The following is a 19,525-nucleotide window of genomic DNA, read 5'->3' as shown; positions in this document are numbered from 1 at the left end:
GCTTTTTTATATAACCCGTAAAGAAAAGAAGAAATATGCCTAAATATTCATTTAGTTGTGCAAGTGTAGGAATGAACTGCGGATTCGAAATAAAGAATGCTAGTAGCGAAGACGAGTTATTAGAAATGCTAAAAATTCATGCCAAATCTAGCCATGGAGTAACCTCAATACCGCCTGAATTACTTGCAAAAATAAAGCAAAATATAAAGAAAACAGGAAAGTACTCATTTAGTTGTGCAAGTGTAGGAATGAACTGCGGATTCGAAATAATTAATGCAGATTCTGAAGAAGAATTGTTAGACGAATTAATGGTTCATGCTAAAATGTCTCATAATTTATCTTCAATACCCCCAGATACTCTAAACAAAATTAAACAAAATATTAAAGTAATGTAATTAAGATATTTTTATTTTTTAATGTTTAGAAATATATATTTATTTTCACAAAAATAGGTTAGAGAAGGAAAGGTTTACTATTTATTTTAAGATAAGTGAAGATGAAGAGTCTTTCAATTTATCCATAAACAGTTTTTAGCATAATTAATCTATAAATTTCCCCTTAATTCTTAAATAATATTAAATAGACTTCTTACTTTCTCTTAATCCTCTTAAGTTAACTTCTATTTGTTTCCTCAATACTTCTCCAGCTATTCCTCCAATATCAACATTTATCTGTATTTCCCCTTCACTTAACATTTGTTTTAAATGTTCTTCCATTATTTTAGGAGAAACTAGACCGCCGTGGGCAAATCCTACAACTTTTGGCTTTAACTCTATTTGTTTCTTTAAACTTTCTATGTACATTTTATAATCAATTACTGGTGGTGTTGTTGGAATAACGACACCATTAAAATAGGCTCCAGCACTATCTCCAGTAAACAGAAAATCATCAATTTGAACTGAGATGTGGTGTCTTGCATGGCCTGGAGTATAAATTAATTTCATTTTATATCCTCCTAAGTCAAATTCCTCATTACCCTCAACTTCTATAACCTTGTCTTGATCAAGTTTTTTCTCTAGACCACCATAAATATAATAAAGATCTCCTAAGACCTTTTCAGCAGTTTCGTTTAATTTCTTAATACCTTCATCAGTGGTTAAGTATTTCTTGAAACCGTTTTTTACTAGAATCTTAGCTTTATAAACTTGTAAAAGTTCTGGTAGTAAACCTATATGATCTATATGAAGGTGAGTAAGAACAATATAGTCGAGTTTGTCTAAGAATGAAAAGTCTGCTATTGAGTTACTAACTCCAGCATCAACCATTACCGTTATTTTTTCACCGCACATAACATAAACCGTGGTAATATCTGGAAACTCTACTGGTCCTGCGGGAATAGAATGTAAACCTCTGCAAGGCATAAAGTTATACTATTTCGCAACCTATTTAAAACTAATCTTTGACGTTATAGTCAAACTTTAATTTATGTTTGGCTCAGATTATATATGGAAGAGAAGGTAACACTTGTCTTTGGTGTAGGTTTTACCGCTGAATACGTAATTAGGGCTATATCGGAAAGGGGAATTAAAGATGTATCTGCAGTAGCTGTATTCTCTGTAGCATCTGAAGAAGAATTTAGGAAAAGACAAGCTGAAGAAGCCATGGATGCAATTATTAAATACCTATCAGCAATTGGGATAACGGGTTATCCTAAGTATATCTCGATTAAACAACCTTTTGACTACATAATTTATCAGATCTCTGATGTTTTGTGGACTAAAAATAATTTAGAATTCTACATAATCGGTGGTATGAGAATACTTAACCTGGCACTTTATTATTATGCAATGCTCGCAAAGGCTTTAGGAAAAAGAGTTAAGGCCTACTCCTACACAGAAGACATGAGCTATAAGTATGAGCTACCAGTAATAATACCGGCTAAACCTTCAGACGCTGGGTATGAGATCTTGGACTATTTAGGTTCAAAATACGGAGAAGTGTATATGAATGACATAGCAAAAATTCTAAATAAATCTTTACCTACCATTTCTAAGCAAATAGACTTTCTTGAAAAGCAAGGATATGTAGAATGTAAAGAGACTAAACCTAAGCCATGTAAAATTACTGATTTAGGGAAAGTGTGTTTACAAACACTAAGAGGCTTAAAAAGTAAAATGAACAAATTCTAATATACCAGTTTCTACTTTATCTTAAATGAATCTACCAAGTCAAAGAGAAAAGATAAAATCTGAGTTATTTGCCAATATAATTATGTTAAATAATACTCTTTGTAGATTCTTAGTATGGAGTATATTTAATACATTCATAAATTTACGTTGATTTTAATATTCTAGTGTTTATTATCATCAGTGCTATACCGTAAATTAAACAACCTAAGTTCCAAAGTAGAGCTACTGGATTCCCTATAAACGAATTGTAAATGGCTTCTGACATATATGTTGTTGGTTCTAAGTAAGTTAAGTATCTAAATGGAACTGGTATAAAAGTGATTGGATAGTAAACCGGGGCAAAAAAGGTTAATGCAAATCCTAAAATTTGAGAGTACTGCATAACCGCATAATAGTTCTTAATCCCTAAACCTAACGTTATTCCTAACATAGAAAAGGTAAAGATGCCAATTATAACACTTAATAAGAGATAAATTACAGATTTTAAGATAATGTGTAAAATATATTCTCCTAAGATGACTATTACTGGAATCATAATTAATGTTGAAATACCTTGGGTTATTGCAATACTTATTGCATATAATTCCTTTGATATACCAGAAGCAATAATGAGAGAAAATCTTCCTTCTCTTCTCTCACTAGATAAAGTTTGAGTAGTACTAACAAACACACCAATTGATATGTAAAAAGTTATTGTGCCTGAGATGAAATAAACTAGATATTTTGAGAAAGTAATTAGCCCAAAAGAGAACATGAAGGCTAATGGGAAAAAGATTGAATAGAAGATCACAGCCGGCAGATACGCCTTAACCATCTTAAACTGCATGATCAATAATTGAAGGAATTCACGTAGCATCTTTTATCACCTCTAAATAAATTTCCTCTAATGAAGGTAGCCTAACTTCAAACTTTCCGTTAATGCTCATAATAACTTTCTTCAACTCTTCTTCTCCCTTCACTTTCAGAATTTTTCCTGACGAATAATCTATAACCTCGTACCATGTAGAGAACTTCTCCTTTAAACTAGAAGGAGTTCCCTCAAGTATCACTTTTCTATTAATAAGATAAATTCTATCTGCAAGTCTCTCAGCCTCATCTAAATAATGGGTTGTAAGTAACATACTCCTTCCCTCTTTCTTAAGGCTAAGTAGTAAATCCCATACTTCTCTTCTCGCTTCTGGGTCTAAGCCAGTTGTTGGCTCGTCCAATATTAAAAGCTTAGGATTGTTAACCAAAGCCATCGCAATCAAAGTCCTTCTTTTTAAACCACCAGATAAATCCCTTGCAAATTTACTCTTTTCGTTTAAAAGATCCAACTTTTCTATTAACTCTTCAGTATTTTTTACAGCTTGGGTCTTACTTAATCCCTTTATCCTTCCCATGTGATATATATTATCCCAAACCGTCAAGTCACCAAAAGGTTCGGTATCTTGTGGTACAACTCCCATTAACTTCTTTACTTTTCTATCTGTAGCTTTTTTACCAAATACTTTTATCTCACCCTTATCTGGAATTAACTCACCATATATTTGTTTTACCAAAGTCGTTTTCCCAGCACCATTAGGACCTAAAAGGGAAACAATTTCACCTTCATTTATATACATCGAAATATCCTCATTAGCTATGAGCTTTCCATAAAATTTCCAAACATTACTTATCTCAACGATCACAAATATTAAGATGGGAGGAAAAATAAAAAACTAATATATGATAGAAATATATAAACAAAACATCTTTTAGTCCCCACTTATTACCATAAATTAAATATTTTCTTTTCACGTTAATATTTTATGATAAGTTTAATCGGAAAGATTTTTGATGGAGAGAAAATAATTCAAAAAGGAACTGTAGTTATAGATGGAAATAAAATAGTTAAAGTTATAGAAGGAGAAGAAAGTAAAGAAGGAGAAGTCATATATGGAAATTTTATAATGCCAGGTTTAATTGATACCCATGTTCATTTCTTTGGTGTGGACGAAGATAACCTCTTATCATGGAATCTCGTTAGCGAAATTGATGTTGCGATAAGAAGTACAAGGGATATGGAAAGGCTTCTAAGATCAGGATTTACAACTGTAAGAGATTTAGGAAGTAAAGTAGCAGTTAATTTAGCCAGATTACAAAGAAAAGGTGAAATCATAGGACCTACTGTTATTGCTTCTGGATACTCGTTAGCAATAACTGGAGGTAATGATGATCCTAAATCTTTACCTATTGATATAGCTCAAAGACTTTCATATTCCTTTTACTGTGATTCTCCATATGAGTGCAGAAAAGCAGTAAGAATGGCGATAAGACAAGGAGCAAATGTAATAAAAGTTTATGCCTCTGGTGCATTTTCTCAAGGAGGAAAAATCATGCCTGGATTTTCACTAGATGAGTTAAAAGCAATTGTTGAAGAGGCTCATAGAAATGGACTTAAAGTTGCTTCACACGCTTACGGGAGGGAAGCTATAATGAACTCAATCTTAGCTGGAGTTGATACAATAGAACATGGTCTAGGCTTAGATGATGAAACTGCTACTTTAATTAAAGAAAAAGGAATATGCTATATACCTACACTGGCAACTTATGAAATACCATTTGAAGTAGACCCTATAGTTAGACCATCTAGAGAAGAACTAGTTAAAAGACACTTTACCGAAGATATGAAAATTGCAGTATCCCAAGGTTTGAAAATTGCATTGGGAACTGATTATGTAGGGTCAAGACAAAGACCTCATGGAAAGAACTATAGAGAAGCTGTATTACTTTCGAGATATATGCCAATTTTAGAAGTATTAAAGGCGGGAACTTCTATAGCTAGTGAATGCTTAGGATTACACAATGTTGGCAGAATAAGAGAAGGTTATAACGCTGATGTAATCGTATTAAACGCTGATCCCTTAAATGACATAGAAAACTTATCACCACAACATATAATGTATGTGATAAAAGAAGGGCAAAAGTATAAAGGTTATGCTCTTTTTAATGATTAATTTCTGTAGTTTCAACGGTATATGTCACATTTTCTAAATGAGAAAAGATCTGTAGAAGAGATTGTATGGAAGAGAAAAATCCAGATGTTTCTATCACATAAGCTTGGTCTCCCTTAATAAGTACTATTCCGCTTTCTGGATATATTGACTCTCCATAAAGTGAGTTTTCTAATTCATACTCGTTATTGGAATAATAGTATATGAAACCGTTGTAAGTACCATTTATAGTCACATTAGAATACGGTAAAATTGAGAGAGAAACGTTTATAAATCGCGTGCTATTGTAATTAATTTCCGCAATAATGAGTACTGACTGATTTTGAGTTAAAACCTCTAGGGTTCCACTACTTGAAAAGATAGAAATTACTTCAAGCAATGGGTAAATTGCATTTAGTGGTGAATCAAAAGGAATAGTAGGAATTGTTAAATTCTTTTTAAAAGTAAGGTTAAAAAAGGTGTAACCAAATCCACGATAATATGTGAAGGAAAGATTCTTTTCTATAGTCCAGTTATTTGGGGAGTATAGTATCTGAATTTTTGACTTTATTATTCTAGGCGGTTGATTAGCGTAAAAATAAAGCCCAACAGCAATAACTAATAGAACTATAAGAATTATCGTTAATTTTGATGCCACACGATGTAACTCCTTTTTAATATTTATAAATATTCACTTCACACTTGTGAAGATATAATTATCCGCTTAATTTCTTTAATACTTAAATTCATTATATAAGTAGTTATGTAAGTTAATCTACAAAGAAACAATCTATTAATAATACTACATTGATTCTCAGCATACTGAAAAGCAAAATTTTTATGAAATTTAATCCTATTTGATTAGTTAATATACATTATATGCCATAGTTAGAGTTCATAATCGTAGAGAGTATCATCTTGAGGAAAATCTATTAGAGAGTGAAAACCAAGACGAATCTCTCTTACACTTTGTCAAAAACTTCTCACTAATTTACCATCTTGTTAATTCCTTCAATTTATTAATTATTATTCTTAAAATTCAAGCTAAAAAAATGAAATAGCCATAGGCTAGATATATCCAGCTTCGGTCATTTTACTAATTACCTTGTATATCATCTTATCTTGTAGCAAATAAACGAACAATATTGCTAGTACAAGGACACTGATTCCTAAAATAAGAAGAGATGCAAATATTACGAATAGTATTGGTATTACAATAATACCGAATACAAACCCCATTAGAAAATTCTTTCCCCTAATTTCTATATTAATAGGGTTAAATTCGTCCTTTAGTTGCATAGGAATAGTCAAAGCTAATAGGTAAGTATATAGCATACATACTAGTGGAGTATAGAGTAATAAGGCAATCCCTATTTTTAGGAAAACAGGGTTCCAGACCGAGAGTACAAAACTAGATATTGCGAACGGAATGTTTATTATGAGGCTTTGAACTCCAGTAGCAATCATTAAATATCTAAAGAACTTATAGCCTATTGAAGGTACTGTAAGCCAAAGTCTTTCATTCATTAGGTTACTCATGCTCACGAAAAGTATTGAGAAAATTGCTATATATGAGATGACTATGGATACTCCGGCATTTAATGATTCAATAGAAGTTAAAAGCAAGTACCTAAACACTATGAAGTAAACAACTGCTAATGCTGAAGTTATTAAGGTGATCCAATTCATCTTGACTACCTTCATACTGTAATTCCCAGAAAAAGTGTAGAAACCAGTTCTACCGGTTACGGAGAAATAGGTTAATTTTAGTTGTAAAATCGCCTTAAATGGACTTGAAGTCGTAAAAGATATGGGATGTTCCACTATCCCAGAAGTTCTCGATACCTTTTTCATTAATATTTGGTCATAGTTCCCTATTTTCCTTATTGATATAATCGTTAACATCACGGTATATGGTAATGTAACTGAGAGACTTTCGTATAAGTAGCCGAAAGCTGCTGAAGTCGGAGAGTATTCAAAACCGAATAGCGGTGATAAGAGCCATAATGCTACCACTACTATTATTAGAATTTTATAACTCGTCCTAACCTCTTGTAAAGTAAGATTTAGTGAGAGTAGAGAAATACCTAATAAAGGGGATATTATCAACAATCCAGAATTATAGGAAAATGATGTCAAATAAACTATAAATACTAAATAAATTATTAAATTTGAAATGTACAAAGCTATACCTAATTTCTTTCTATCTATAGGTAATGTGAACAAATAATCTAAGTCTGCCTTCATTAGAGTGAATCCAGAAATGTAAGCGAAGAGAATGTAAAAGGCGGTAATGTAAACGATACTGTAGTAACTAGGTAGTGCTGAATGTATACCTTTCGAAATCGTTGGTATAATACTATATAGTGAAATAAGAACAGTTATTACTATTAATGCTATAAGTCCCCCTTTCGAGAATCTACTGAATAAGATAAGTCTCACTAATTTACTTAACACTTTCCATCAACCTCGCAACTATAGATTCAATAGGTTCATTCTCCTCACCAAACTTCTTCAAGTCAGATATGTTACCTTGCCATACTACCTGACCATTGGATAATATTATTACCTTACTGGCTAGTCTTCTGGCTATAGACATTATATGAGTTGAAACCAGCATAGTAGCATTAGTCATGGAATTTAGCAGTGAGATAACCCTCTCTTGAGTTGGTATATCCAAATAATTTAAAGGCTCATCCAAAAGTAATATTTCTGGATCATGGATTAAGGCTAAAGCCAAAGCCAATTTCTGCCTATTACCTCTAGATAGAGACATGACCCTATTCTTCTCGTACTGTCTGAGAGCTAAAAAATCTAAGAGTTTGTCAACCTTATCCTTAACATTATTTACTCCTCTTAATGACGCAATATACTCCAAATTCTCTCTAACAGTAAGCATCAAATAGGGGCTTGCATCTTCTGGTAAATATCCAATTATCCCCCTAGCTTTAGTAGAAAAGGGATCTAATCCTTTGACAAGAACTTCTCCATTATCCGGTCTTAATAAACCGACGATTAGTTTGAGAGTAGTCGATTTACCTGCTCCGTTAGGTCCTAAAAGTGCCACCTTTTCTCCACATTCAATCGTAAACGAAACATTATTTAACGCAGTCACTTTACCATATTTCTTAACTACATTTCTAAGCTCGATACAATTCATAGAATAAATTATGAACTAAAAATTAAAACCTTAACTGTATTAATCCTTTGTATAATTCATTATTTTCATGTTAATTCAGCGTATCTTTCTTTAACTTTAGCGTAAAATCAAAAATCAGTTAGACTCTAAGTCATAATCCTTATTTTTAGGGTGTTTGTGATATAACATTTATAGTCAGATAAAGTTATCTAGAGCTAGAAGATTACCAGACTTATTGATATAGCTTTTAAACATGTTACGTATTCCTATAAATAGGAAAGTAACCATGAATTAAGATTAATAACCAATAACTCAGCAGTTTTTATTAAATTCGACTCTAATTAATAGTTATGAATTGGACACTTACCATAAAAGAATTTGGTCCATTTAACAATACCTCATTAGAGCTTAAACCTTTAACGATATTCATAGGTAAAAACAGCCTAGGCAAATCTCTCATACTGAGACTCCTATGGAGTCTCTCTTCTGCAGAGCCAGATTATAAGGAATTTAGCAAGGAGTTTATGAGATTAGGCGGGTACTCCAGAAGGGAGAATTTGTTGCTAAAAGATAAGGAAGCGATAAAAAATTACGCAAACGTTTATATGAGAGCATTTTCCTTCTCTTTACTAAAGGGTATTGAAAATAAAATAAAGGAGATTTTTGGCAAAACTGAAGGTGAGATTGAAGTTACCTCTGAGCTAGCTAACATTAAGGTTAGTAATGAAGCACAATCAATACTTGAACCCAGTTTAGATAAATTAATAGACATCGAGATAAACACGCTTTCACCACTAAACGTTGTCTTTAAATTTAAAGACGGGGAAAACTCAGAATATTACATAAAAACAAAAGAAGATCTTGATGATGCTTTAGATTTAGCCTTACTTTATTTTACTTATTCTCGCTTCGAACCGTTTTTTCAAGCTGATACAAACAGAATATTTCTTATTGACGGTAGAGCTGGCTTAACAAGATTCTTCAACTTAAAGTTTTTGAAAACTCTTGATTTCTTAGACATAATTAGCAAAGAATACCTTTCCTCTTATTCATTATTATTAGAGGACTTTAGCAAAGGTAAAGTAGACTTTAACCTTATAAAAGATTTCTTTAACGAATTAGGTTTTGATCTAAAACTAATAGAGATGGAGGGAATAAAGTCCCCACATGTTAAAATGTGGAATGGAGTAACTTTACCTTTATCGGAGGCTCCTTCCGGAATTAGAGAGGCACTTCCTATAACCTTAGCATTGGCAAGTAAGGAAATTTCAGTCATCTACATAGAAGAACCAGAAGCTCATCTGCACCCCAAAGCTCAGAGGATAGTGGCTAAAATGATTTCAGAAGCGGTAAAGAACGGTAAATACGTTTTCCTAACTACTCATAGCGATTATCTCCTTTACTCTATAAGCAACTTAATCGCTATGTCACAAAAGGACAATAAAGGGTTAGACCCTAATAAAGTTGCCGTATATTTGTTAAAGAGAGATTGTGAGTATACCAGAGTTGATAAGGTTGAGGTTAATGAAGACGGGATTAATGAAGATGAATTCACAAAAGTAGCAGAAGAATTATTAGACGAGAAAGGAAAGATATATGGCTGATGAATGTAGATTATCCTCTAGGTTTAATATGTGTATAATATTAGATTTAGATAGAATTGTATCTTCAGAGAAACATGCAGATCTTCTATTAATATGTAATGAAGTTGTGATAGTTATTGAGGAAACAAGGTCAATGAAAAGTTACGATGTAGACCAGGTGATCCAAACGTTAAATGATGTTAAGAATAATAAAAAGAGATACGGTATACTCATAGATCCTTCAAAGTTTATAGGAATTATACATTCCTCTAAAAAGTTTGACCCAATTGCAGTTAAGTATTTGTCTAAGAAAACAGGAAAGGGTTTTATTATAGATAAGGCGGAATGTTGTGATATTTTAATAAAGAAAATTGAACAAATATTTTACAATAGAAGAATAAACCTATAAAGCTATGAAAATGATAAATTAGAAAAGATTCTTGAGACGACTTGTTAATAATGATTAGCATTATATAATTAACAAGAAAAATTTTCAGTCTATACGTGAAGATAAATATATGTCTTTCAAACCTTTTTATTACATACTATTATATGCCTTAATAAGATAGAGAATAGGTTATTTTCTGTAACTCTTTATAATGAAATACTTTTCCCTCCTTTGGTTGCAACCCAGTTTCATTATAATGTTTTTCATAGTAAATGCTAAGGGAAAATAACATTCGACAATACGAAATATGTCTTGTTACTTCAGTCATTAGTTCACTTTCGGTACCTTAACTTATACTTTATAATATTAAAAAGACTATATAATATATACTTTAGATCCAAAGGCAACAATTCAACTTAGGAAAATCATTGAGCAAATTAAAATACTCGTTAAAGTAATCTAAATACGTGAATTATAAAGAGTGGTTAGAACAAGCAGTTGAGGATCTTGATACAGCCAACGTTCTTATTATTACAGGGAAATATTATGCTTCTGCTTTTTATTCTCAGCAAGCAGCAGAAAAAGCGTTAAAATCATTTATTTTATATCTGGGCAAAGACCCAGGCAAAACACATTCACTCACGGAACTAGCTGAAATGATAGAGAAGGAAGGTGTACAAATTCCAGTGAAGATTAAAGAGAATTTAATGGTTCTTTCTCCTCATTTTATTATATCAAGGTATCCAGATGCTGCGAACGGTGTTCCTTATAAACAGTATAACAAGTCAATAGCTGAGGACTTGTATAATAGAGTTAAAGAGGTAATAGAATGGGTAGAATCAGAGGTAAGTCAGCAATAGAGAGTCAAATTAAAATGTTAAACCTAGCAAAGGAAATAGTGGAGAAGGTATCGGAGGAACTTCCACAACTTACAGAGGTTTATATCTTTGGCTCTAGAGCTAGAGGAGATTATCTTGATACCAGTGACATCGACTTACTCTTTGTATTTAAGGGAATAAAGGGACTTTCCGCATTCGAGAAGATGAACCTCATTTCAAAATATATTAAGGGTAATGTGGATTATATAGTCGTTGATGAAGAAGAGAAGGATAGAATTAAAGAGAAGAAGCTATTTTGGAAAAGAGATTATGGGTTTATAGATTATAACGAGTTATTAGAATCGTAAAGTATGAAGTTTTGCATGCAATTTCATTCTATGAAACAATTTTAATCTAAAGGAGAAAATCCAATGGCGTTAGCTCTCATTTAAGCTTTGTATGACAATATTCTCTTTATCAATTTCTTTTAACTTGAGATCTAAAGAAAGTAATCTGAGATTATAAGCTTTTGCAGTATAGTATAAGATCAAATCTATCAAATCGTTATGCCTTTTATCATTCACAGCCTTTATGTAAGCTGATATTGGTATTTTTACTAAACGATAAGTTTTATTTATACTTTTCAGACCTGTCTTCACTACATTAAAATCTACTTCAATTCCTTGTTTTATTAGCCTCTTAATTACCCACATAGCTTCTAGCAGTGATAACTCTGTGAAATAAACTTCATGATTATAGAACTCTTTTATGATGTTTATTATTTCCTCACCTACATCTATGCCAAGGGCAGGAAGAATAAAACTTGTATCAATGAGGATTCTCATAACTATTTTGCTCCTCTTCACTTATTTTTTCTATCTCATCTAATGTGATCTTTGCAAACTTCTTACCTTTTATTGAAAACAGTATAGCATCATTATGTTCTAAAATTATCTTATTATCTTTAACCCTTAGGGACAATATATCACCCTCTTTTATGTTAAGCTCTTCAGCAACAGCCTTGGGAATATGAATTGTAAGCTTTTTACCTACACGTACTTTGGTCTTCATAAGTTAAAATAAGCCGGACTATTATAAAAACATTCTTACTCATTTATGAAGAGTCTAATTTAGATTTTATATTCATACATTATTTAAATAGGAAAACCGTTACATTTTTATGTTACGTTGAAAATATATTAAGAAGATCTTCTCACTAATTGAAAATCTGTTTCTAGTAAGCGATTAGACTAAGAAGTAAAATTCAAGATAATCATTAGTTTATAAGCAAATATTATGATTTTTTATGGTAAGGTAATTTCCTTAAACACTATTCATAATTTAAATTTCTTAGCACCTATACTTTTATATATATTCTTCTAGAAGTAAACAAAATGTGTCATTATAAATATTATTCCTAATAAACAGAAGATTAAGGCTTATTAAAAAAATAGAGGAGTATATTGAGTAACAATTAAACAAATTTAAAAATCATCTAACCTTATGGGCACTTTTTTAACCCTTCTCTTTAGAACATCTTCTACAGCACTAGTCACAGCAGCTGCAGCAACACCAACTGGTATCTCACCGATTCCTTTTACGCCTCCTGGCGTAACTGGGGAAGGTGTTGGTACAATATTAACCTCAATTTCTGGTAAATCCGGTGCTGTTGGTAAACCGTAATCTGCTAGACTTGTAGTTAATAAATTACCCTGATCATCATAAACATAAGATTCATAAAGTGCAATAGAAATTCCTATTGCTGTACCGCCAATAACTTGTTCTTTTACAAGATCTTCATCTATTGGGTTCCCCGGATCTATGTAAACAACATGTTTTATCGGTTTAATTTTGCCATCTTCAATTCTAACTACAGCTAAATCACAAGCAAATGGATATGCATTAAATCTATATTTTCCTTGAAGGGAGAAAGTAAAAGTTACTTCTTCTCCCTCAAATTGGGTAATCCCTATTTTACCATGTTCACCAATGAAGTATCCATCTTTATACTCAACATCTCCTATAAGATTTTCAGCTTCTCTTTTTAGCTTAGCCTTTAACTCTTCTACAGCACCACTTATAGCACCATAAGTGAAAGCAGCCATTCTACTTCCACCGGGACCAAAGGATGAAGTCAGTTCATTATTATCTAAAATTTCATAAGTCACTAGATCTGTTGGGATTCCAAGAAGTTTTGAGACTAACAAAACAGCTGTATGTTCATTTCCCTGTCCTTCTGGTCCAAAGCCTAACCCTACCACGACTTTACCATTCTTTATTTTTAACTTAACTCTCTCGCTCCCAGAAGGTGTACTAGGATCAGTAGATAATGCTAAACCCACACCAGTTTTTTCATCTCTCATTGAGAATATATCCTTCCTTGATAATGCCATTTCAAGTAACCCACTAGGATTACCAGAATCATAATAGGCAAATCCACTATCATATGGGAAAGAGTCGATCACGTTAGCTTTCCTAACTTCAGCCCTATCTAAACCTAATTCATCAGCTATTGCATCCATAACTCTTTCTAATGCCCATGTATGTGGAGGTGTACCAGCACCCCTAAATGCACCGGGTGGGTTCTTATTCGTGGCTACTAAAGTTGCAGTGTATCTAATCCCGGGTATCTTATATGGGCCAGTTAAATGTCCTAACGGTTTAAATGGTTGCCCAGCCTCTACTGATGCTCCTACATCTTCCCAAATATGAATATCTAAGAAATTCACTTTACCGCGCGAATCATAATAGGCTTTAATTTTGAATTTTCTTTCTGGCCCACTACTATTTGAAGCTAACAAATGTTCAGTCCTAGTTTCTATCCACTTTATTGGTACTTTAAATTTCAACGACGCAAAAGCTAATACCGATAAGTATCTAACTAAAGAAAATTTAGAACCGAAACTACCACCTTGTCTAGCATTTTTATGTGTTACCTTAACTCCTAAGGCCTTTTCTAACTCGGAAATAACAAAATTTCCAGCTTGTTGGTTTGATATTATTTCTAAACCTTGAGTAGTAGGAATAACTATTGCTCCAAAAGTTTCAATTGGATTTCCACTACTCCTAGACCAGTATAAGTCTAACTCTAACTCTTTTCCTTGGGTAGATATTTTACCAAACTCAAAAGTCTGTTCCCTTATAACGTTACTCTTTAATTCATCAAATACATAAACTTCGCCCTTCAACGCTTTCTCTATATTAGGTATTGGTTCTAGAGGCTCATAATCCACCTGTATTAACTCTGCTAAATCTGAGGCTTCATATGGATCATTAGCAATTACCAAAGCTACTGGCTGACCAACATATAAAGCCTTATTTGTAGCCATTAGCATGGTTGATAATCCTGCACCTTCTCTTTCTCCAGCTTCTACTTTTCTTGCAACAATATCTTTACCAGTTAAAACCAAAGCCCCCTTTTTCTCAGCTTCAGTAACATCTATCTTTTTTATTTTTGCGTGAGAGTAAGGGCTCCTCACAAATACAGCATATTTCCCCTTGAAAGGATAATCATCTATATAATTTCCCTTTCCTTTAATTAAATCTACTACATCTAACCTTTTCATTAGAAGTTGATAACGCCAAAAATTATTAAAGTTTATTTCCGAATAGTTCGGGTTCATTCTCCTCTTGAGCTCTTATCCTTAATTCCTCCTTTGATTTAACAAAAAAGGTCTCTAAAGATTGAGAGAGCTTATTAACATCATTCAAAATTCTAATAAAGTACCCTTCTAAATCATTAACCTCTGAATCGATCTGAAAAACTAAGCTATTAACATCTATTTAGTTGAGCAAAATCTTTATAAAATGAGATTTTTTATGTCTTATTTGACATAAAAAATTTTTAACTAGATGAGAAGACATGGAATGCATGCTAGTTATAGTTTGAGATGTGAGCTACCCCGCCCTGAAGGGCGGAGCTTCCTGCTTCATAGCCCCACCTTGCCCGTAGCTTTTCGCTACGGGTAGAGGGTAGAGCTCCACAGGCACTAAGGATGGCTCCCACCCCGATCTCTTCAACATGTTTAAGCAAGCGTTATAGTCACGATCAGTAACCCAACCACACTTAGGACAGCTGAACACACGGTCAGTCAAAGTTAACTCCTTCTTTACGTACCCGCACTTGGCACACATCTTTGAAGTATATGCTGGGTTTATTAACAACAGTTTCTTTCCATATTTTTCCAACTGATATTCTAGTATTCTCTTCAACTCATGGAATGCAACATCGTGTAACCTCATCCTCAACTTCCTTTCTGACTCCTCCACCAGTTGTTTAACATCTATATCCTCCATTACTACAACGTCATAATGTTGTGCAAACCACTTACCCAACTTCATATAGAGGTCTTGTCTCAAGTTCTTCAAGTGTTCATAACCCCTAGCTAACTTCACTTTTCCTTTAAACCAATTTTTCGACAAGAACTCCTTCCTCGAGAGAACCTTGTGGAGTTTCCTTATCTTCTCAAGTGCCTTCTCATAAGGTCTCAAGTTAGGGAAATAGAACCCATCACTCGTGGTTAGGAGTTTCTCTACCCCAACATCTATTGCAACTACCTTACCAGTCTTTGGGAATTGAGAGAATCCAACACCTTCAACTATGAAGGAGACATATACTCTCTCTGAACGTGTTAGTTTAACTACCACCCTCTTAACTTTGTCAAGCGGGAAGTCCCTATGAACAATGACCTTAAACACGCCGAGATTTGATAACCTCAATAACACCAGCTTCTTCTTATTCTTCCTACTCTTAGTCCTTATTTCCCTGCTCTCAAGTATTTTCCATCCACTTTGTGGGTAAACAAGAGAGTAGTACTTATGGGGTTTCTTCTCCTTAGGAAAGTGTGCTAGACCTTTGAAGAACCTATCCCTAGCATCGTAATAACGATCGGCAATTTGCTGTACTACTTGTGAGTAGAGTTGTTGGTACTCCTTATCTTGCTTTCTTAGATCTAGAGCGAGCTGTCTTAACTCCGTTTGTGTAAGACCCTTTCCGTCCCTTTGGTAGAAATAGATATCTGCCCAGCGTAGGGTGTTGTACATCTCACATGCTAACCTCAACTGGGCTTTTAACGCCCTAATTGTTTGATCGTCAGCATATGCACGAAAGCGGAACCCTACGTTGGGCATTAATAAAATGTTCGAGAGTGGATTAAAAAATATTTCTACAAAGGGGGCTATCCATCCCCGCCTTAAACGGTACTCCCAAAATCACCTCCTTAAAAATAAACCTGTAGTATTAGTAAGCGTTTCCTCTGATTTATTTAAATAAATCTCTGCCTCAGATATATTTTCAATAATTTTTGAAATTAGTGATTTGAAAGTCCTCATTTTCACGTTATCCTTGAGGATCGTGTACAAGGAGTAAACGAGCACGGCAAGTAAGAAGATTAACATGCGGAAAATGAACTTTGTTGAACACGTAAAGGGGAGGAACGATTTAACACTCCTATAAGACGTTTCTATCGGATTCCTCACCTTGTTATATAACTCCAAGACCTTATTCTTGGGTAAATCGAGATTTGTAGCCCTAGCGAAGTAAACAACCTTCTTCTTTTTCCTCTTGATCTTCTCCCTGCGATACACGATCAGCCTAAACTTAACCTGCTCATCCTTACTACGCCTCTTACTATTCGTAATATATTCACCATCAAACTCCTCGTAGATCTTGACATCACCAACGGGAACTCCAATAATGTAGTTGAACTGGGATATGAATTTTATCACCTCAACCGTGTAAAATCCTGCATCAAGTGTTATCAGTTTAATCCTAAATCCCATTGCAACCACTTGTTCAATCAAGACCTTGACAATCTCATCCTTTGTCATCCCATTAACTTGCGGTATGAAAGCAAGTATGAGGATTTTTCCTTCGTATTTCGTTGTAGCTGTTGCGTAGTTCCACGAGTATCCCTTTTCTGAGCTTCCCAAACCTTCTACAGGTTTTCCGTACCAAGTTATTGTTGTCCAATCTATTGATAGTTCTATCTCCTTCACGCCCTTAAGTGTTTCGAGTGAGATTTGTTTCACTTGTTCCAGTGTTTTTTCCGCTACTTGTAACCCTTGTTCTTCAACGTAATTCCTCACCGTTTGTGGTGATACGTTGTAAGCTCTGGAAACGTTTTCCACTGAATCTTTGTGTAATGATGCTGAGATCAAGGTTTTTGTAACTTCCTCTCCCTTTCTCCCTTGGAAGTTACTCATGGAAATTAATTTATACCCTATTTGTTGAGTGTTTAATGAGGGAATTGGCATTACCATGAGCCCTTATGGTAATACCGATTCCCTCGCTTTAAACCTTTTTTCCCAATTTGTTGAATTCTTGATGTTGTTATAAACTTGGTTATGTTCAACAAATTTAATATTGTTCAATCAGAATTATTTTTGTAAAATGATTTTGGGAGTACCGTAAAAGGCGAGGTTTTTCGCCCCCTTTGAACCCCTAAACTTTATAATCTAGCTAAACAATATATTAAGCTTATCAACAATTTAATCGAGTAGTAATAAAATTATATTCCCAGAATTTTAAAGGATAAAGCCCCTAAAAAGTGTTTACCCATGGCGTAACTTATCCTTACTTTTAATTACTTCTAATTCCGCCAAGGGCACCCCTCTTAAGGGATCATACACAGTCACCCTTAACTCATTGGGACTAGTCGAGGGAAACACCAATACCCTCCCATCCACCTTCTTTACAAGGTTAAGAGGTGCAATTGAATTCCTTTCTAACAATATTTCCCCACCATCTAAGTACCTAGCGGTAACTTTGATTACCTTGATCCCCCTACCCTCGTGAGCAGAGCCCGTCATCAGGTAGGGGTTAAAAACCTTGATAACCTTCTCCACTACTTGCTTACTCTTCCCCAACCTCTCACCATCAAATGGGTTTATGGAAGAAGTATATGATTCTGAAACCTCCGTGACATCTATTGGCTGAGCCTTAAGCATTTCAATAAATTTAACAACACTCCACTGATGAATCCTATGCCTAAGCTTACCATTCTTGTTACCCTCCATCCTCTCCTTAGCCTTTGATGAAAACTTACCAACCACAACCTTTACCTTTAAATCCCTAGCCAACTCAACAACCCTCTTAACGGTCTTTCTAAGAACATCAAGCTTCCTCTCCCTCAACCTCTTCAACTTTTTCTTAATTAGCTCGTCCTTAGTTGAGTACCCCTTAGTAACCTCTTCCCTCCTCAAGGAGTAGTTAATAACAATCCTCCCTAATCCAGTCTCATAACGCCTCATCTCCTTGAGCTTGAAACCCTCAAAAACTGCTAAGGTGATATTATTCTCGTTAACGTCAATAGAAACGTAATTACCTTCTTTCGTTTCAACCTCAACGTCCTTCTCAAATGTTAACCAGACTAGGACTCTCCTACCCACTAACCTTAACTTGAGTTCTTGAGAAACCCTCCAACCCTCATATAAATAGTGGATGAATTGTTTAGTGAACTTGAGGGGGATCTCAACCCAACCCTTGTGGGTTAAAACGCTAACAGACACTCTGTTAAACTTCCAATTAACCGTGTTAGGGATTGTGATCACGACCCTCTTATACTCTGGTTTCTCGTTAGTCCTTTCTTTCTCCTCTCCCTAAAACTCTTAACTATCCTACCAGCTACGATGTAGGATCCTTCAATAACCCTTGAAGGTAAGAAGGGATACTTTTCCTTATAATAACTGTAAAACCTCTCGTGCAACTTCTTCCTAGTAGTTGGTAAGCCCTCAGAGAGTATTATGTTAATCATTTCATTAACTATGTTTCTTTGGTATTCCTCAATCTCTTTAAGAACGTTGTATTTCCACTTGTTCAGAGAGTCGCTATCAAGTTTAATTGTCCTTTTCAGTGTCTTCAACACATTTTATCACCTTCTCGTACTTATGGCCGTAAATTTTTGAAGCAAAGGATTTTACGATTTCTACGAAATCCTCTACTAGCTCTTGTATGTAATCCTTTGGTTCTTCTTGGAAAGCCACGATGACGTTTACTCCGTAAGCTTTGAATAGCTCAACGAGGTATTCGAAGCCGAAACGTGTTAGTCTGTCCTTGTATGCTACTACTACCACATCGATCTGTCTCCTCTTGGCTAATTCTATGAGTTTCTTTAATCCTCTTCTATCTTCTTTCAATCCAGAGTCAATGTCCTTAACTTCAATTACACTCACTTCACCGAAGGTTTTCTTAACCCATTCCTTCAACGTGTTTAGTTGTCTCTCTAAGTCGTCCTTTTGTGTGTTTGATGAGACTCTAGCGTAAATTGCTACTTGTTTAACTTTTTCTTTTCCACTTATTAATCTTTCTACTTCACTGTAAGGTATTCTCCACCTACCGTTAATTTCAATAGCCTTTATTTTCCCTTCCCTAATCCACTTAATAATACCACTCCTACTTATCCCAAAGATCTCGGCAACTTCACTAGGTGTTAAATACCTCTCCACAGTAATTAGAAGTAACTAGAAGTATTTAAAAGTTACGCAGAAATGTTACAGTCTTTGTACATTTTTAAT

Annotated in this window: 18 protein-coding genes and 2 pseudogenes; 7 read left to right on the top strand and 13 right to left on the bottom strand. The window is 34.1% G+C overall.

All coding sequences use genetic code 11. The features are described from left to right. Positions 1-35 precede the first annotated feature (35 nt). Entirely contained in the window at positions 36-395 is a 360-nt protein-coding gene (locus tag D1869_RS08880) for a DUF1059 domain-containing protein (RefSeq protein WP_156014788.1), read from the top strand. 180 nt (positions 396-575) lie between these two features. On the opposite strand, the gene D1869_RS08875 is transcribed toward D1869_RS08880, so the two are convergent. Further along, the gene (locus tag D1869_RS08875) at positions 576-1,361 is read right to left on the bottom strand and encodes an MBL fold metallo-hydrolase (protein ID WP_156014787.1); all 786 of its coding nucleotides are present in this window, start codon (positions 1,359-1,361) and stop codon (positions 576-578) included. Between the two features lie 84 nt (positions 1,362-1,445). On the opposite strand from D1869_RS08875, the gene csa3 reads away from it, so the two are divergent. Next, positions 1,446-2,129, top strand: a complete 684-nt coding sequence (csa3, locus tag D1869_RS08870) for a CRISPR-associated transcriptional regulator Csa3 (protein WP_156014786.1) — start codon at positions 1,446-1,448, stop codon at positions 2,127-2,129. Between the two features lie 142 nt (positions 2,130-2,271). Here the strand turns inward: csa3 and D1869_RS08865 are convergent, their stop codons facing one another. Next, positions 2,272-2,985 carry an ABC transporter permease gene (locus D1869_RS08865; protein WP_156014785.1) on the bottom strand — a complete coding sequence of 238 codons (714 nt, stop codon included), beginning with the start codon at positions 2,983-2,985 and terminating at the stop codon, positions 2,272-2,274. Then, on the bottom strand, positions 2,975-3,799 hold the full coding sequence (locus D1869_RS08860) for an ABC transporter ATP-binding protein (protein ID WP_184651064.1): 825 nt from the start codon (positions 3,797-3,799) through the stop codon (positions 2,975-2,977). The genes D1869_RS08865 and D1869_RS08860 overlap by 11 nt, the downstream gene beginning before the upstream one ends. A 120-nt stretch (positions 3,800-3,919) precedes the next feature. Between D1869_RS08860 and D1869_RS08855 the strand changes: the two genes are divergently transcribed. After that, entirely contained in the window at positions 3,920-5,107 is a 1,188-nt protein-coding gene (locus tag D1869_RS08855) for a metal-dependent hydrolase family protein (RefSeq protein ID WP_156014783.1), read from the top strand. Here D1869_RS08855 and D1869_RS08850 read toward each other — a convergent pair. The 3 genes from D1869_RS08850 to D1869_RS08840 all read right to left on the bottom strand — a co-directional run bounded on the left by D1869_RS08850 (position 5,097) and on the right by D1869_RS08840 (position 8,243). Beyond that, a complete protein-coding gene (locus D1869_RS08850) occupies positions 5,097-5,741 on the bottom strand; it encodes a hypothetical protein (RefSeq protein WP_156014782.1) in 645 nt (214 codons plus the stop codon). The genes D1869_RS08855 and D1869_RS08850 overlap by 11 nt on opposite strands. A 410-nt stretch (positions 5,742-6,151) precedes the next feature. Further along, complete coding sequence (locus D1869_RS08845; protein WP_156014781.1) at positions 6,152-7,540, bottom strand: hypothetical protein; 1,389 nt, start codon at positions 7,538-7,540, stop codon at positions 6,152-6,154. Next, positions 7,530-8,243, bottom strand: coding sequence for an ABC transporter ATP-binding protein (locus D1869_RS08840; protein ID WP_156014780.1), 714 nt, complete (start codon positions 8,241-8,243; stop codon positions 7,530-7,532). Before D1869_RS08840 ends, D1869_RS08845 begins: the two co-directional genes overlap by 11 nt. Positions 8,244-8,572: 329 nt before the next feature. Here D1869_RS08840 and D1869_RS08835 point away from each other — a divergent pair, with 329 nt between their 5' ends. From D1869_RS08835 to D1869_RS08820, 4 genes are all read left to right on the top strand, one after another. Beyond that, positions 8,573-9,826 (top strand): AAA family ATPase, encoded by a 1,254-nt coding sequence (locus D1869_RS08835; protein ID WP_156014779.1) that lies wholly within the window; start codon positions 8,573-8,575, stop codon positions 9,824-9,826. Next, on the top strand, positions 9,819-10,214 hold the full coding sequence (locus tag D1869_RS08830) for a hypothetical protein (protein ID WP_156014778.1): 396 nt from the start codon (positions 9,819-9,821) through the stop codon (positions 10,212-10,214). Before D1869_RS08835 ends, D1869_RS08830 begins: the two co-directional genes overlap by 8 nt. 446 nt (positions 10,215-10,660) lie before the next feature. Then, positions 10,661-11,053, top strand: a complete 393-nt coding sequence (locus D1869_RS08825) for a HEPN domain-containing protein (RefSeq protein WP_156014777.1) — start codon at positions 10,661-10,663, stop codon at positions 11,051-11,053. Further along, complete coding sequence (locus tag D1869_RS08820; RefSeq protein ID WP_156014776.1) at positions 11,023-11,379, top strand: nucleotidyltransferase domain-containing protein; 357 nt, start codon at positions 11,023-11,025, stop codon at positions 11,377-11,379. The genes D1869_RS08825 and D1869_RS08820 overlap by 31 nt, the downstream gene beginning before the upstream one ends. A 69-nt stretch (positions 11,380-11,448) precedes the next feature. Here the strand turns inward: D1869_RS08820 and D1869_RS08815 are convergent, their stop codons facing one another. The 7 genes and pseudogenes from D1869_RS08815 to D1869_RS08785 all read right to left on the bottom strand — a co-directional run bounded on the left by D1869_RS08815 (position 11,449) and on the right by D1869_RS08785 (position 19,456). Continuing rightward, positions 11,449-11,856: a PIN domain-containing protein gene (locus D1869_RS08815; protein WP_221267149.1), complete on the bottom strand. Its 408-nt coding sequence runs from the start codon at positions 11,854-11,856 to the stop codon at positions 11,449-11,451. Continuing rightward, positions 11,840-12,082, bottom strand: coding sequence for an AbrB/MazE/SpoVT family DNA-binding domain-containing protein (locus tag D1869_RS08810; RefSeq protein ID WP_156014774.1), 243 nt, complete (start codon positions 12,080-12,082; stop codon positions 11,840-11,842). Before D1869_RS08810 ends, D1869_RS08815 begins: the two co-directional genes overlap by 17 nt. Positions 12,083-12,495: 413 nt before the next feature. Continuing rightward, positions 12,496-14,577 (bottom strand): xanthine dehydrogenase family protein molybdopterin-binding subunit, encoded by a 2,082-nt coding sequence (locus tag D1869_RS08805; RefSeq protein WP_156014773.1) that lies wholly within the window; start codon positions 14,575-14,577, stop codon positions 12,496-12,498. 331 nt (positions 14,578-14,908) lie between these two features. Then, positions 14,909-16,141: an RNA-guided endonuclease InsQ/TnpB family protein gene (locus tag D1869_RS08800; protein WP_156014772.1), complete on the bottom strand. Its 1,233-nt coding sequence runs from the start codon at positions 16,139-16,141 to the stop codon at positions 14,909-14,911. Positions 16,142-16,353: 212 nt separating this feature from the next. Beyond that, positions 16,354-17,272: pseudogene (locus D1869_RS08795) on the bottom strand (ISH3 family transposase); the annotation flags it as partial. A 291-nt stretch (positions 17,273-17,563) separates the two neighbouring features. Continuing rightward, positions 17,564-18,864 (bottom strand): annotated as a pseudogene (locus D1869_RS08790) (IS200/IS605 family accessory protein TnpB-related protein). Beyond that, a complete protein-coding gene (locus D1869_RS08785; RefSeq protein WP_156014771.1) occupies positions 18,848-19,456 on the bottom strand; it encodes an IS607 family transposase in 609 nt (202 codons plus the stop codon). Before D1869_RS08785 ends, D1869_RS08790 begins: the two are co-directional and overlap by 17 nt. Positions 19,457-19,525 lie beyond the last annotated feature (69 nt).

The sequence above is a fragment of the Sulfurisphaera ohwakuensis genome (assembly GCF_009729055.1).
Lineage (GTDB): Archaea > Thermoproteota > Thermoprotei_A > Sulfolobales > Sulfolobaceae > Sulfurisphaera > Sulfurisphaera ohwakuensis.
Note: the sequence above shows the minus strand (reverse complement) of the source record. Positions and strands in the feature narration are given on the sequence as shown.

Excerpts from the sequence above, each read along its gene's own strand:
- D1869_RS08810 (WP_156014774.1), bottom strand. The coding sequence starts at position 12,082 with ATGAAGACCAAAGTACGTGTAGGTAAAAAGCTTACAATTCATATTCCC.
- D1869_RS08875 (WP_156014787.1), bottom strand. The coding sequence starts at position 1,361 with ATGCCTTGCAGAGGTTTACATTCTATTCCCGCAGGACCAGTAGAGTTT.
- D1869_RS08820 (WP_156014776.1), top strand. The coding sequence starts at position 11,023 with ATGGGTAGAATCAGAGGTAAGTCAGCAATAGAGAGTCAAATTAAAATG.
- D1869_RS08880 (WP_156014788.1), top strand. The coding sequence starts at position 36 with ATGCCTAAATATTCATTTAGTTGTGCAAGTGTAGGAATGAACTGCGGA.
- D1869_RS08815 (WP_221267149.1), bottom strand. The coding sequence starts at position 11,856 with ATGAGAATCCTCATTGATACAAGTTTTATTCTTCCTGCCCTTGGCATA.
- D1869_RS08805 (WP_156014773.1), bottom strand. The coding sequence starts at position 14,577 with ATGAAAAGGTTAGATGTAGTAGATTTAATTAAAGGAAAGGGAAATTAT.
- csa3 (WP_156014786.1), top strand. The coding sequence starts at position 1,446 with ATGGAAGAGAAGGTAACACTTGTCTTTGGTGTAGGTTTTACCGCTGAA.
- D1869_RS08800 (WP_156014772.1), bottom strand. The coding sequence starts at position 16,141 with ATGCCCAACGTAGGGTTCCGCTTTCGTGCATATGCTGACGATCAAACA.
- D1869_RS08830 (WP_156014778.1), top strand. The coding sequence starts at position 9,819 with ATGGCTGATGAATGTAGATTATCCTCTAGGTTTAATATGTGTATAATA.
- D1869_RS08835 (WP_156014779.1), top strand. The coding sequence starts at position 8,573 with ATGAATTGGACACTTACCATAAAAGAATTTGGTCCATTTAACAATACC.
- D1869_RS08840 (WP_156014780.1), bottom strand. The coding sequence starts at position 8,243 with ATGAATTGTATCGAGCTTAGAAATGTAGTTAAGAAATATGGTAAAGTG.
- D1869_RS08865 (WP_156014785.1), bottom strand. The coding sequence starts at position 2,985 with ATGCTACGTGAATTCCTTCAATTATTGATCATGCAGTTTAAGATGGTT.
- D1869_RS08855 (WP_156014783.1), top strand. The coding sequence starts at position 3,920 with ATGATAAGTTTAATCGGAAAGATTTTTGATGGAGAGAAAATAATTCAA.